13 protein-coding genes are annotated in these 14,529 nt (G+C 60.1%); 5 read left to right on the top strand and 8 right to left on the bottom strand.

What is annotated here, in order from left to right; all coding sequences use genetic code 11:
* A partial coding sequence (locus AC04P6_RS05175; protein ID WP_475565549.1) for a hypothetical protein occupies positions 1-803 on the top strand: 803 nt, incomplete at its 5' end.
* Positions 804-862: 59 nt separating this feature from the next.
* Entirely contained in the window at positions 863-1,840 is a 978-nt protein-coding gene (locus AC04P6_RS05180; protein ID WP_475565550.1) for an alpha/beta hydrolase, read from the top strand.
* Between the two features lie 46 nt (positions 1,841-1,886).
* On the opposite strand, the gene AC04P6_RS05185 is transcribed toward AC04P6_RS05180, so the two are convergent.
* The 5 genes from AC04P6_RS05185 to AC04P6_RS05205 form a co-directional block, all read right to left on the bottom strand.
* Positions 1,887-4,067 (bottom strand): ATP-binding cassette domain-containing protein, encoded by a 2,181-nt coding sequence (locus tag AC04P6_RS05185; RefSeq protein ID WP_475565551.1) that lies wholly within the window; start codon positions 4,065-4,067, stop codon positions 1,887-1,889.
* 1 nt (position 4,068) lies between these two features.
* On the bottom strand, positions 4,069-6,264 hold the full coding sequence (locus tag AC04P6_RS05190) for an NHLP family bacteriocin export ABC transporter peptidase/permease/ATPase subunit (protein ID WP_475565552.1): 2,196 nt from the start codon (positions 6,262-6,264) through the stop codon (positions 4,069-4,071).
* Between the two features lie 8 nt (positions 6,265-6,272).
* Positions 6,273-6,773 (bottom strand): hypothetical protein, encoded by a 501-nt coding sequence (locus tag AC04P6_RS05195; RefSeq protein ID WP_475565553.1) that lies wholly within the window; start codon positions 6,771-6,773, stop codon positions 6,273-6,275.
* 349 nt (positions 6,774-7,122) lie between these two features.
* Positions 7,123-8,073 carry a prephenate dehydratase gene (locus AC04P6_RS05200; RefSeq protein ID WP_475565554.1) on the bottom strand — a complete coding sequence of 317 codons (951 nt, stop codon included), beginning with the start codon at positions 8,071-8,073 and terminating at the stop codon, positions 7,123-7,125.
* Positions 8,074-8,156: 83 nt separating this feature from the next.
* The gene (locus AC04P6_RS05205; protein WP_475565555.1) at positions 8,157-8,525 is read right to left on the bottom strand and encodes a helix-turn-helix transcriptional regulator; all 369 of its coding nucleotides are present in this window, start codon (positions 8,523-8,525) and stop codon (positions 8,157-8,159) included.
* Between AC04P6_RS05205 and AC04P6_RS05210 the strand changes: the two genes are divergently transcribed.
* Complete coding sequence (locus AC04P6_RS05210; protein ID WP_475565556.1) at positions 8,510-8,824, top strand: hypothetical protein; 315 nt, start codon at positions 8,510-8,512, stop codon at positions 8,822-8,824. The two genes, AC04P6_RS05205 and AC04P6_RS05210, sit on opposite strands and share 16 nt — an antisense overlap.
* Before the next feature lie 112 nt (positions 8,825-8,936).
* On the opposite strand, the gene AC04P6_RS05215 is transcribed toward AC04P6_RS05210, so the two are convergent.
* A complete protein-coding gene (locus AC04P6_RS05215) occupies positions 8,937-10,346 on the bottom strand; it encodes a helix-turn-helix transcriptional regulator (RefSeq protein WP_475565557.1) in 1,410 nt (469 codons plus the stop codon).
* A 228-nt stretch (positions 10,347-10,574) separates the two neighbouring features.
* On the opposite strand from AC04P6_RS05215, the gene AC04P6_RS05220 reads away from it, so the two are divergent.
* A complete protein-coding gene (locus tag AC04P6_RS05220; protein WP_475565558.1) occupies positions 10,575-12,227 on the top strand; it encodes an FAD-dependent oxidoreductase in 1,653 nt (550 codons plus the stop codon).
* A gap of 221 nt (positions 12,228-12,448) precedes the next feature.
* A complete protein-coding gene (locus AC04P6_RS05225) occupies positions 12,449-13,102 on the top strand; it encodes a DUF5780 domain-containing protein (protein WP_475565559.1) in 654 nt (217 codons plus the stop codon).
* A gap of 435 nt (positions 13,103-13,537) precedes the next feature.
* Here the strand turns inward: AC04P6_RS05225 and AC04P6_RS05230 are convergent, their stop codons facing one another.
* Together AC04P6_RS05230 and AC04P6_RS05235 are read right to left on the bottom strand one after the other, a co-directional pair.
* Positions 13,538-13,873 carry a type II toxin-antitoxin system PemK/MazF family toxin gene (locus tag AC04P6_RS05230; protein ID WP_475565560.1) on the bottom strand — a complete coding sequence of 112 codons (336 nt, stop codon included), beginning with the start codon at positions 13,871-13,873 and terminating at the stop codon, positions 13,538-13,540.
* Entirely contained in the window at positions 13,866-14,141 is a 276-nt protein-coding gene (locus AC04P6_RS05235) for a type II toxin-antitoxin system RelB/DinJ family antitoxin (protein WP_475565561.1), read from the bottom strand. The genes AC04P6_RS05230 and AC04P6_RS05235 overlap by 8 nt, the downstream gene beginning before the upstream one ends.
* Between the last annotated feature and the right edge of the window lie 388 nt (positions 14,142-14,529).

A 14,529-nucleotide genomic window follows, 5' to 3' on the forward strand; every position in this document is an offset into this window, starting at 1 on the left:
CATGGCTACGATCCGACTTCTTCGTAATCCCCGGCGGCACGATCAAGTTCCTCGTCGCCGTGCGCAACGATGGCAACGTGTTCCTTTCGGGATGCACGCTCACGCTCTGCGCGCTGAACGAAGCAACTGGGCAATACGAACGCGTTCCCGGTGCAACGGCCAAGGTGGTATTCGGCGCCGATACGATTCAAGAGTCGAACTATAACCGCTCTGACGGCGCAGGAGGGCTGATTGGCGTCGAGGACGACTACGCGCTGGCACCCGGCAAGACGAGCGTGTATTCCACGGCAGTTACCGTTCCCGTCACCTGGGAATCGGGCGCGAAGAAGGTGCTATTCGTTGCGAGCGATGGCGTGAAAGCGGCCGACCTGGGCCTGCATTCCCAAGCCGAGGGAGACGATGACGACAGCATCGAGTTCCACATCGAACCTGGTGACTACAACGTAGTGCAGGTGCGCACGGCCACGAGCGATGTGCAAGACCCCGAGCAGCGGCATATGGAAACGCTCGAGGTGGCCCCGTCGGGGGCGAGCGGCAATTTCAGCCCCGCGCCCGTGACGATTTCGGAAGACGGAGAAGTTCCGAGCTCCAACATCCCCGCCGATGGTTCAGGCTCTTCGGATGGCGCGGGCAACAACTCCATCAGCAGCACGAACCGAAGCGGCATGCCCAAAACCGAAGACATGGTTCCCATGGGCCTGCTGGGAGTAGCGGTTGCCGCGGCAAGCGTGGCCACCGTGGCCTACGAGCGCCGTCGCGCCCTGAACGAAGGCGCCGCCGTAGATTGCGCTCCATCCGAGTAAATTGCAATTGCGGCCCATTCCTCGCACAATGAAGACAAGAGGATTAGAAGGGACGCACTATGATGAAGACAGCAGAACTCGAACTCGTGCAGGAATGGGACAAGGTCTTCCCACGCGACGAACGCGTCGACCACTGCAAGGTAACGTTCGCAAACCGCTACGGCATCACGCTGGCAGCGGATCTCTACAAGCCTAAAGATGCTGCGGGGGCGCTTCCCGCCATCGCCGTGAGCGGGCCTTTCGGGGCAATCAAAGAGCAATCGAGCGGGCTCTACGCCCAGGAAATGGCCGCACGCGGCTTTCTTACCATCGCGTTCGACCCCTCGTTCACGGGCGAAAGCGGCGGCGAACCCCGTCGCATGGCCTCCCCCGACATCAACACCGAAGACTTCTGCGCAGCCGTCGATTTCCTCAGCTGCCGCGACGACGTCGACCCCGCACGCATCGGCATCATCGGAATCTGCGGCTGGGGCGGCATGGCCATTAACGCCGCCGCGCTCGACCCGCGCATCAAGGCAACGGCTGCCATGACGATGTACGACATGACGCGCGTAACGCGCGAGGGTTACTTTGGAAGCGCAGACAGCAAGGAGGCTCGCGACGAACAGCGCGCCGCTTGGGCCGCACAGCGCATTGCCGATTACCAAGCCGGTTCGTACGTACGCGCAGGCGGCGTCATCGACCCGCTCCCCGACGATGCGCCCCAGTTCGTGAAGGATTACTACGCCTACTACAAGACGCCGCGCGGCTACCACGAGCGTTCGGGCAACTCCAACGACGGCTGGAACGTAACGGGCACGATGTCGTTCATGAACCAGCCCATCCTCGCGATGGCCGGCGAAATCGATACGCCCGTGCTGCTCGTACATGGCGAAAACGCGCATTCGCGCTACTTCAGCGAAGGGGCGTTCGAGCTTCTGAACGGCGATAACAAGGAGCTCATGATCATCCCCGGCGCGAACCACGTCGACCTGTACGACAATTTCGACGCCATCCCCTTCGGCAAGCTCGAGTCATTCTTCACGCAGAGCCTCTAGGAGCCGCAAACATCCAACCTCACGCGACGCGCCTGTTCGCCCTGCCCTATTCCAAACGCTGACGTTCAACTAGCCCGGTGAACAGGCTGCCGCGAGCAATAAGCTCTTCGTAGGTTCCCTCCTCGGCAACTTTCCCGCCATCGATTACCAGGATGCGATCGCAATGACGCACCGTGGACAGGCGATGGGCCACCACAACGCGGGTGCAGTTCAGGGAATCGAGCGAGTCGCTCACGTGCTTCTGCGTGACGTTGTCGAGCGCGCTCGTGGCCTCATCGAACAGCAAAACGCGCTTGTTGCCGCATATGGCGCGTGCGATCATAATGCGCTGTCGCTGACCACCGGAAATGCCACCCGAGCCTTCCGATACGATTGTCTGCATGCCCATGGGCATCTTCCGGATATCCTCGGCAATGCCGGCGAGCTCGGCGGCCCGCCAGGCGTCGTCGAGCGTGGCACCAGGCGAGGCAATAGTGATGTTGTTCGCGATATCGCCCATGAAGAGCTTGCCATCCTGCATGACCGCCCCAATATGGCGGCGCAGCGAATGCAAATCCACCTTGCGCACGTCGTGCGTGCCGTAGAAGACGAAACCCCGTTCAGGCTCCTCGAAACCAAGCAGCAAGCGCAAGATGGTCGATTTACCGCAGCCACTCTTGCCAACAATTCCCACGTACTCGCCCGGACTCACCGAGAAACTCAAGCCATCGAGGACGCGTGGCTGATCAGGCCCATAGCGAAACGACACATCCGACACGGCGATGGCGCCCGAAAGGTCCGCAACCTGGGGGCGACGCTCCGACGCTTCGGGCTCGGCTTCGAGTATGGGACTCACCACATCGAGCATTGCCCCCACCTGGGCAAACCGACCCGACATCATGGCTATCGCAAGCACGGCCGCCTGCATCTGCCCATATGCGACGTTGAACGACATGTAGTTCGCCACGCTCATTTCCGCGCTACCGGCAAACCAATAGATAGCCACGATGCCAACAAGGCCAATCGTCGCGCTGAAGGCGGGCGCGCTCCAGACTAGCGCCGGACGGTTATAGGCGCTTTCGGCATACGATGCGTAATCATCGGCCCACCTGGAAAAGGCGCGACGTTCGGCGCCCGTGAGCTTCACCTTTGCGACGCCACCGAGCAACGCCGCCACCGTGCCCGAAAGCTTGGCGTTGGCCTCCATCGTCGCTCGCTCGAAACGCGCCGTTACCGCCATGGCAACCATAAGGAACACGACTTGCGCAAGCACCACCACGAACGCGGGCCCAACAAGAGGACCGGCGAACACGGCAATCTGGAACAAATAGAGCAACGATAGCGCACCCGTAAGGCCGGCTCCCAGAAGCATCGTGGCAAGTTGCTGCATTAGCAGCTTCACCTGGGCAGCTCGCATGGCTACATCGCCCGCAGGGCGATCCTTGAAGAACGAAGTGGGTAACGACAGCAAGCGCGAGAACACGGCAGCCTCGCACGCCACGCCCAACTTCAAGATGACGCGCGCCATCACCAAATTGCGGCACGCGTTCAAAATGACGGTAGCGCCAGCAACGCCCACAAGCAGTGCGCCAATGGGCGCGATAAGGTCGACCTGGCCACTAGGCACTACCACGCCGAAGGCGATTTGGTTGGCCCACGCGGGAAGCAACCCCACCAGCGTTGCCGCCAACGCAGCAGAGAACACCACCAGGTAATCTCCCACGTCGAACACGCCCAACATGAAGGCCATGAGGTCGCGTACGGTAAGCGCGCGAGAAGGTAGCGGACGGTAGAGCAGCAGCGCCTCGTCGCCGATATGCTTGGCGACGGCAGACGTCACGCGCACCTTGGCGCCCGTACCGGGGTCGTAATAGCAATAACCGGAAAGGCCGCGCGGAATGAGGGCCACCGGCTCGCCCGTGTCGAGGCGCACCAGCATAGCGCCGCACGCACGCTTATGCCACCCGTCGTCGAGGCGAACGCGACGGCGCATCACGCCAGAAGGCTCGAACAGGCAATCCAGGTACTCCTCGATATCGGTCACGCCCTCGGGCACCTGCCCCGGTTCCGCGCCGCAGTACCGCAACGCGATGCGCGCGGCTCCGTCTGCGCGCTCGAGGTCATCCTGGTGGAACACCGGTGCCTCGCGCGGGTCGGTCACGCTTGCGGCGAGCTTGGCGTAGGCGCGCTCATGCAAGCGCGCGTCGAGCTCGCGGCGTATATCGATCTGTGACTTGACCCAGCCCACGTCAATCATTCCTCACAAGCTCGGCGTAGGCGCCGTTTGCCTTCAGGAGCGCTTCATGCGTGCCACGCTCGACCACCTTGCCGTCGTCGAGCACAATAATCTCGTCGCAGTCTCGGATAGCGGAAAGGCGATGAGCCACCACGATGCACGTGATACCTCGGTCACGGATGCGTCGTATGACCTCGGCTTCGCTCTGCGCATCGAGTGCGCTCGTGGCTTCGTCGAGAATCACGATCGTCGGGTCTTGCGCGAGGACGCGCGCAATCTCGAGACGTTGCAGCTGCCCGCCCGAAAAGTTACGCCCACCAGGTAGAACGCGACTTGCATATCCTCCTTCGCGCTCGTCGATAAGCTCGTGCACTCCGGCATCCCGGGCGGCAAGAACAACTTCGAAATCCTCGATTGATTCATCCCACAGCTTGATGTTGGCACCCACCGTATCGTCGAAGGTGACGATGTCCTGGTCGACCACCGCGAGAGAGCCGCGCAAAACGTCACGCGGGGCCTCGCCCAGAAGCACGCCACCCAGACGCACCTCGCCAGACCATGGCTCGTATAGCCCGCTTATCAGTTTCGCGAGCGTCGACTTTCCACACCCCGAAGCACCCACAAGCGCTACCCACTGACCCTCTTCGACATGCAGATCGAATCCTTCGATGAGCGGGGGTTCCAACGGAGAATACCCAAACGTTACGCCGTCGAGGTCGACGCGCCCGGAAAGTTTCCAAGACGAGGCGGATGCGGAATCGTCCCCTCGCACCTCGACCCTCGTTTCACGCGAGGGAGCCTCCTCCCCCTCGGGGACGTCAACCGGATAACGCAGCACATCCTCGACGCGCTCCATCTGCGTGCGCATCTCCTGCACGGTCTGACCAAGCTGCACGATTTGCGTCACCGGCGTCATGAAGGCGAGCAGGAACCCCTGGAAGGCAAGCAATCCGCCAGGGGTGAAACCAGCCACCACGATAAGCCAGACGCCAAGCACGAGCACCGTGATGTTCGCCAGTTCGGTGAGCGCGATGGGCACCGAACCCAAACGCTCGTTGATATACGACAGGCGCGTTTCGGCTGCGTTCACGTTTGCCTGGTAGCCAGCCCAACGCTCGAAGAAGCCAACCTCGGCGCCAGCCGCCTTAATCGTTTCGATCATCTGCACGCCGCCCACGGTAGTGGCATACAACTTGCCCGCATCCATCGCCATGCTGCGCGCTGCGTTGACGCGCTGCTTCGACACCGCTCGCGCCACCAGCGCGTTCAGCACCACCGTGCCCACACCCACAAGCGCAAGTGGCACGCTATAGCGCAACATCACCGCCAGATACAGAACGAGCATCGCCGCATTCACTGCCACGGGCGCCAGCTGCCCGACCAGCGTGTAGGCGATAAGCTCGTTTGTCTGCTGACGTTGCTGCAGGTCGCCCACCATGCGCTGGGCATAGAACCCCACAGGCAGGTGCAGCAAATGCTCCATGAACCTCGATGAGCTCACCACCGCCACCTTGCCCCGCACGCGCGCCAAATGCACGGCGTTCAGCACGGAAGCAATGCCAAAAACCATGGCAAGCGCCAGCATCAGCACGGTAAGGGGGAAGAGCCAACCTGGACTGTCGCCCGTAAGCACGCGGTCGAGGAACACGCGGGCAAGCGACGTGGAAAGGATTCCCACAATCGCAGCTATGGCCGCCGTGGCCATCGCGAAGGCAATGGCGGGCGCAAGGCCCCTCATCCGTTCGAACACAAACGCCGTCGTACTAGGCGGTTCGCCATCTTCCTGGAACTCGTCGGTTCGATCGAACTCGAGCACGACGCCGGTGAAACTTTCCTCGAACTGATCACGCGGCACTTTCACCTGCCCGCGCGCGGGGTCGTTCAAGTACGCATAACGGCCATTGCGCGAGAAGCCCGTCAGGACGACGAAATGGTCGAAATTCCAGAACACAATACAAGGAAGCGAAGCTTTCTTCGAAACCGCCTCGGCTGAATACGCCATGCCCTTCGCGGAAAGGCCGTACGCACGAGCCGCCTTCAGGATGTTCACGGCCTTGGACCCATCGCGCGACACGCCACAATCGACCCGCACCCGCTCAAGCGGCACCCAACGCCCGTGATACGCCAGAATCATGGTCAAGCAGGCTGCGCCGCATTCCAGCGCTTCCATCTGCATGACCTGGGGGACGTCTTTCACGCGCTTGCTCACGACAACCCCTAGCCAAGGATCAACGTGATGGGAGCTACGCGCTCGGTGGTAATGTCGACCTTAAGGGGTACGCCTTGCGCAAAGCTCGAGGTGTCTCCTTCGAAGGTGACAAGATACGCCCAATCGCCGCTGACGAGCGCGCTCACCAGGTAATCGCTGCCAAGCTGCTCGCGCGCCTCGTCGCGCGAGAGCGGCACGGGCGCAACCTCGGCCACGCTCATCTGCACGCCGTTCACGTTTGCCGCATCATCGATATCTACCTTCGTCGCATCTTCAGCCGAAAGCAAGCAGATAGCGCGACCATCGACGCAGGCGCCCATCGCGGTCACGCTGGTCGACACGGCGCCGAAAACGCCCCACGTTAGAAGGCCCGCTAGCAAAAGAGCAAGCGCGGCGACCACCGCCCACTTGCTCGGATTCGTCACGCGCACGTATGCATCTAGGTCATCGGGACTACGCAGCTTCTCGACGGCACGCTCGTTGAATATGCTGCTTGATACTTCGGCCATGCCCACCCCTCCCGATGTCCGTGTATACAGGTATTTTAGCAGCGCGGCATCCCTACTGCATCCAGCCGTAAGCCGTCTGTTCCATTACGCGCCAAACAAGCTGCGACCGCGCCGCATACGCAACCAAACGCGAGCATGACCACTTCTCTTAACGGGATGGGAAAGCCCTACGCTCAAGGTAACTTGCTGGAAGAACCGCCGAAGGCCAAAGCGGAAACCCGAAAAAGCAAGTTATAGGATTCACTCCCCGCAAGGAATCGAAACCGCCCGACGTGAGACTATCGCGCCGGGCGGTTTTCGGGATCAATGCGGCCAGAGGCCACTGGTTTTCGTTCCGTACAAGGTACGACTACCCCTCGACCTCCGAATAGCTGCCGAGGTATTCGAGATGCTCGATGCCGCGCAGGCGCGTGAGCTCGTCCTTCGAGAAGCCCCCGTCACGCGAAATCTCGATCACGTATTGGTAGGAACCCAAAGCCAAACCGTTCGGACGGTCATGCACGCATACCAGTTCCGTACCATCGACGCAGGCTTTCGAGAGCAAATCAGGCAGCTCATCAGCAGAGATGTTAGCTAGAAACACTGCCCTGCCATACCCTTCGAGAGAGTTCGCCTGCTTCGACACCACGTAGAAACGCGTCTTGTTCGCCTCCGTCTGCGAGACGTTCTCCTTCAGCACCTCAAGCCCATAGAGGTCGGCTGCCCCCGGCGCTGCGATGGCAACGGTAGCAAGATCTCCGCCCTGGGCAACCGCTTGGGCAGCGGCAGCCGTACTAGCCGCCTCTACGCGCTCGGCATTCGGCAGATTCTCGTCAAGCCAGGCGGCGCTTTGCGCAAGACCCTGCTTGTGAGAAACGACTCGCGTCACCGCGGAGAGGTCGGTGCCAGGCAATCCCATGAGGGTCTGGCGAATAGGGAGCACCACCTCGCCCACGACCGAGACCCCGTCGGTCGCGATAAGGGCGTCGATGTATTCCGTCACCGGGCCACCCAACGTATTTTCCTGGGGAATCACGGCATAGGCGGCTGTGCCGTCGGCGACCAGCGCAAGAGCGTCGGCGACGCTCGCCTGGGGCAACAATTCGTCGTTGTTCCCGAAGAAGACCTTCGTGGCTTCCTCGGTGTAGGTTCCTTGCGGCCCGAGATATGCCACCGTCGTCACATCGGCAACCTCAGATCTAGCCTCGGGCAGGTCGCCCGTGCCTGCTGAAGGCTGATCGCCTGTGCCACAGCCAACAAACGACAACGACAGCGCAACGGTGATTACGAAAACAAACGCAGTATTCCTTAGCCTTCTCACGTGACCCCCTACCAACGTCAGATCGCTCTATCGGACATTATACCTTCGGACGCAGGCCGGGATTGAGCGCACGTAAGCGCCTGCTAGCCATTGCCAAGCTTTTCGATAAGCTCGTCACGCGAATGCACGCCCAGCTTGCGATAGGCGCTTTTTATATGGCCTTGTGCCGTGCTCGCGGATATGAAGAGCGTGGCCGCCACCTTCTTGATGCTGTGTCCACGCGAAAACAGCTCGGCCACCTCCATTTCACGTGCCGTAAGGTGATACGCCTGGGCGATGGGCGACGTGCCCGCTTGCTCGGCCAGAGCCGACGCCGCTTCTGCCTGCACGGGCGACTCCGAGGAACGGAAGAGCGATGGAGCGGACTCTTTCTTCGCGTTTCGCAGCACTACAACGCCCAGGAAAGCAATGATGAGCGCGAGCAGGACAAACACGATTGCGAGAACGAGCATTTCCGAAGCAGCCAGCCGCTCCGTGCCACTTCACGCCGTGGAACAAAGACGCCGAAGACCCCGGCCACTTCTGCCGCGTGCTCGACAAGGACGACAAGCCCATCCCCGGCCTCTATTCAGTAGGCTCGGGCGCAGGCAACATCTGCGGCGGCCTGGAATGGAACCTCTACCAGGGCGGCCTGTGCTGCGGTTCCTACATGACCATGGGCCGCTACGCCGTCATCCACGCCCTTACCGGCGGACTTACGCCATCCCACCCCGCTAGCTACGCTGACAGCGCGAAGTACTGGAAGTCGTAGCAGCTCCGCTAAGCCCCTCCCGCGACGTGGCGACTGTTGTAAAGCGGTCGCCACGTCTGCGTTTGGACCACACCTACGACAGCGGCGTGCGGCCTCGACCACACAAGGGGGCTTATTCATCCCGGGAAAGCGCGATGGATTCGATAACGTCGATCATTTCCTGGCGATCCGAAACGCCCAGCTTCTCGTAAAGATGCGAGATATGCGTCTTCACCGTGCTGCGCGAAATGAACAGGCGCTGAGAAATATGCGGCACGCTGCGGCCGCGCACGATAAGGCTGAGCACTTCGCTTTCGCGCGGCGAAAGACCGAAACGCACGATGGCCTCTTCGCACTGCCGGGCGAAATACAGCACCTCGGCGCGCGGGTAGTCTATTGCGGGATTCAGCTGCTCGCGTTCGAACAAGTCGGTCTGATCGAGCATGATGACGGCAAGCACCACCAACATGCTCGCGCCGCTGATGAGGTTCACCATCAGGCTATCGCCCATATGCAGCAGGCCTTCCAGCACCACCATGAGCAAGACGGTGAAAAACGGCGTGCTGCTTTCGATGGCTCGGCACCAGCTGAACATGCGACGAGCATTCGCACCCGTCTTTCGACAGGCGTTCGCGAACAGCGCGAAGCAGAACAAGTCGAAGCAGGTATAGCCGATGGAAATAAGGGCGGCACCCACATTCGTATCGAAATTCAGCGTGGCCACCAGCAGGATGCCCGCCGTGATAAGCGGAAGCACCACCTTGTAAATGTACGACTGCGAAAACGCGCCGCCCGTGACAAGGGCCAGAACCAGCAGAACGGTAACCACGCCTCCGCTACCCACGATGACCAGCTGCCCCAGCCCCAGCACGCCGGCGCTCGCCTGAGCCCACGGAATGCTCGTCCACGTAACGATGCCGAACAGGAAGAAGACGAGCATGATGCGCCAGGTAAGACCGATGAACGTTTCGCTGCCCATCGCTCGGTGCTCGGGCAGCTGCATGCGGCTGACGCGCAGCACCAACGCCATGGACAAAGGCAGGGCCGCTGCCACGAATGCCACGCGCAGAACCTGCGGGCAGGAAAGCATGACCAGGCAGACCGCAAGCGCCAGAATAAACGAAATGAGCGTGTACGCGGTGATGCGGAACGCATCGAGCCGCGCATACTGCGAGCCCCACGCCACGATGACCCAGCACGAACCCAGGCGCGTAATGGCATCCGCCGCCAGGCGCACCACGCCGGCATCGATACCTTCGAGCTGCACCAGCAATGCGGCGACAACCGTCGCCACGCCGGCGACGACAGTGCCGATAAGTCCAACGAAGTTGAATGACTGCAGCTTGTGAAGTCCCACGCCGATGGCCACGAAGCCAGCCGTGGCGGCTGCGCTCGTGGCGAGAATCGAAAAGTACGGCACGGGGTTGTACGCTTCCGCCGCCACTGCGGGCTCACAGTAGATCGTGCAAAGGTCCCATGCGTAGAAGAGAGCCAGGCCGCATACGAACAGAATCGCGTGAGGACCATCAAAAAGCCTGGTCACATTGGTTAGTACTTTTTGTCCGATACCTATTCGGATCGATTTGTCCATTCTTGCGGATACCCCTTGACCTTGCACCTTCGTAGCATCGTCCTCACCCGCTTCCCTCAGCGGATGGAGGCATTCAGTGCGCCGCACTGCGGCAATGCAGCAGCCATTATAGCCAATGCACGCACCGGCCCCGTTTCATGCAGGGAAGCGCAACAAGGAAGCATAAACAAGGGAGGATTCATGACCACGAACCATGCCGTATCGCGCCGCGAATTCGTAGGTGCCGCCGCAACCGCCGCTGCCGCGCTGGCGCTGACCGCCACCGGCTGCGCACCCGCCAAGAGCGAAAAGGAAGCCGCAAAGAACGCATCCGCCGCAGGTGGTGCCTCGAGCGAAACCCTGCTGCCCAACCTGGAGAATCTCGAGTTCCACAAGCCCAACCCGGCACCCGTTTCCTTCGTGGATGAGGCCATTTCCGATGCCGACATCGTGGAAACCGTCGACTGCGATGTCGTAGTGTGCGGCGCCGGCATGGCTGGCGCCACCGCTGCCGCCTCATGCTCGCAAAACGGCCTTTCCACGGTACTGCTGGAAAAGGGCAGCACGTTCGCCGCGCGCGGCAGCGAAATCGGCGCCATCGGCGACCGCGCCCACGAAGCCGCTGGCGTGGAAATCGACAAGCAGAAGTTCCTGAGCGATGCCATGGCCAGCGCCGACTACCGCGCCGACCGCAACGTGTGGCTGCAGTTCATCAACCGTTCCGGCGAGGCCATGAACTGGGCCATGGACACGTCCGAAGCCACCGAGGGCAGCAAGTGCGGCGCATTCTCCGTGGTGGGCGCAAACACCGAAAGCGACGGCGTGACCACATGGGCTAGCGGCGTGCGCGTGGCTGGCGGTACCTCCGCGCTCGTTGAAATGATGATCGAAAACGCCAAGAGCCATGGTGCCGATGTGCGCTACAGCACGCCCGCCTGCCAGCTCGTGCGTGAGGGCGATGGTGCCGTGACCGGCGTAATCGCAAAGGGCGAGTCGGGCTACATCAAGTTCAACGCCGCGAAGGGCGTAGTGCTGGCAACCGGCAGCTACGACCAGAACTGGGACATCCTCTCCCAGGTGGCTCGTCCGCGCGATCTTGCCGTGAACGCCTGGATCAACCCCACGCTCACCGAAGCCGGCGACGGCCACCTCATGGGCCAAGCCGTGGGCGCCGCCGTGGACGACTACCCGCACGTGCTCATGAACGACCCCGCGGGTTCCACCACGGGCAAGCGCGCCAACGGCGCCATCTTCGCCTTCCCCCGCGTGAACGCCGAGGGCAAGCGCTTCGTGAACGAGAGCCTCTCGTTCGAGTTCCTCACGAACGCCATCATGTACCAGCCCGGCGCCCGCGACTACCTGCTTATGTCGGGCGACCTGGAAGCTGCGTTCGACGCCATGAAGGGCGTTATCCCCTGGAAGGGCAGCGACCTGGTGGAGCAGTGCAAGGACGTGCTCATCGAAGCCGATAGCATCGAAGAGCTGGCCGGCAAGATTGGCGTAGACAAGGACGCCCTGCAGGCCACCGTCGATCGCTACAACGAGTTCTGCGCCAAGGGCGTGGACGAGGACTTCGGCAAGAACCCCACCACCCTGCTGCCCATGGACAAGGCGCCATTCTACGCGCTAGAGGAAAGCGGTTCCTGCCTGGTTACCGTAAGCGGCCTGAAGATCAACGCGAAGTCGCAGGTACTCGATACGAAGGGCCAGGCCATCGAGGGTCTCTACGCCCTGGGCAACACGAGCGGCTCGATGTTCTTCGGCACTTACCCGCATCACATCAGCGCCATCAGCCATGGCCGCTGCGTGTGCTTCGGCTACCTGGTTGGCCGCACGCTCGCCGGCCTGGAATAGCAACTAGCTAACACACGTTCGGAAAGCCCGCTTCGCCGGGCTTTCTTTTTTGCGCATACAGAGCAGCGCGAAAGTGAGCTTATCTAGAACTAAATGCCCCGAGAGCCCGACATAGGAAGCATCCCTTCTTCAAGGCAAAGAGAGAGCATTAGGTTACCTATCCTCCTGATAGGTAACCTTGACTTGCAAGTCAAGCGGAAACAGAGGAGGGGCTTCAAACCATGAAAAAAGTTCTAGCCACCATCGTCGCAGCTGCGTTATCGTTCACGCTTTGCGCGTGCAGCTCTGGCACGACATCAAACGAAAAGAGCTCTGCCACTGAGAGCGATAGTCAAAACTCGACACAGGAGAGTCACGAAAAACAAGAGGGCGGCGCCAACGACCAGACCATAGAAAAGGAAACAGTAGACGAATCGGGGCTTGAAGCACTTCTCGCCCAGCAGGAATGCTACGTAGCCTCAACCGATTACATTATCCAGGATGCCAACTACAAATCCCTTCATCCTGACCTAATGCAAGCTATCTACGTAAACAACAGCGAGCATAGTATTTCGAGCGTCACAATTGCATTTGCCGCCTGGGATGCCAACAACCTGCCCCTCACCGGCTTTGCGGGTTATTTGGCTACCGGTGGCTACATTTCGCTATGCAGCTTCGATAACGCGAATCTAACCCCTGGTTCCCAGGGAGGAAACGATGAGGGTTGCATAGTTAGCTTGGATGCAGCTGAACGAGGAAAGATATCTTCCTTCAAAGCATGTGTAGTCAGCTATACGGCATACGATGGCACGAAATGGGATAACCCATATTACAGCACCTGGAAATCTATGTACGAGGGCAAAGAGCTCGGCAGCATCGCATCAGTCGAAATATAGCCGATGCGGGTATTGAACTCAGGGATGCCAATTGCATTACGAGTAGTTCTCCGAGGCAAAGCGCTCATGAAGACTGCAGTCAGAATTATTTAAGCATTCGAGGATTGACAGACATGGCAGAATACATCAGCACGAAAGAGGCCGCTAAGCGATGGGGCGTTTCCCCCAGCACCGTTCAAAAATGATGTAGAAAAGGTAAGTTAACAAGCGGCACAGCTCCATGCGAGCAAGACAAGCCTGGGGCACCTTGGCGAATCCGGACGGATGCCATTCCCCCAAACGCTAAGTAGCAGCCAGCGTCACAACAAGATATTGTCATCTGCAATAGCTATCAACCAACAGCGCCCTCCAGCTATCCACGCTGAGAGGGCGCAACTAAATCTGGCTCATCCCTTGCACACCCTAGCACAAACAGCCCCATGCACATGATCCCCATCAAACGATTTCAGCGAGAATCGTTTTAATTGCCGCGATATCGACATCAGCAAGTCGGCCAATTCGCCCCGCAGTTCCCAAGTATCCTGCAGGAATTTCCGCAATCCGGTCGAGGCGTGCGATGGAAGGCTTATCGAGCCCCGCCTCCTCCCATTCCCTTATGAGATAGTCATGCGCAAGACCTAATTTGTTACCCAAGCTCGTTACCATGGCCACAAGTGAGCCATCGGCTCGAGCTGCGAGCACAATAACAGGGCGAAATTTGTAACCATGACCTTCCGAAAAATCAAATCGAGCGTGCCAAACCTCCCATGGCTGCGGGACTAGATCACTCATCATCGTCCCATTCCGCCGGAAGCACGGCAACGCCATCGGCATTCAGGTTCGGCTTGTAGGCTATTGCGGCAATGGCATCGTACGATGGTGCTTCCGGCCGCAAGTCAAAGGGAAGACCGCCAACTTCAATTGACTTTACAAGAAAAGTATTGATTGCATCGTTTAGACTCAGGCCCCAACGGGCGTACACTTCCGTCGCGGCCTTCTTCACCTCGTCGGACGTACGCGTTTTGATTTCTGCCCGTCTTGGCATTGCTGCAGTAGCCATGGGATACCTCCTCCTCGACGTACCCATATTGTACCCCCATTGGGTACATGATTCAAACCTCATTGCCAAGTCCGTTGACCGTTAGGTTATAGGCAAAAATGCGTGTCCGATTCTGAACTGGCATCGCAGGTCAATAGCGAAAGACGCGCTCCATAAAATCCCGTAGCTCAATGACGGGATAAAGAAAATGGAGCATCCCACGCTCGGGCGGCAGCCCCAACGTTTCACGGGAAACAATGGCCCAGCAACCAGGCGAAGTGCACGGGGTGACAGAAGAACCGTTCCCCTGTCACCCTTCGTTGACAACGGCGCTACGCACCCCGACAATGAAAGGAGCTCATAGGGAGAGTCGTCTTACGGGGGAGCGAGACGATATGGACGAGAGGGA

This window comes from Denitrobacterium sp. (genome assembly GCF_056180635.1).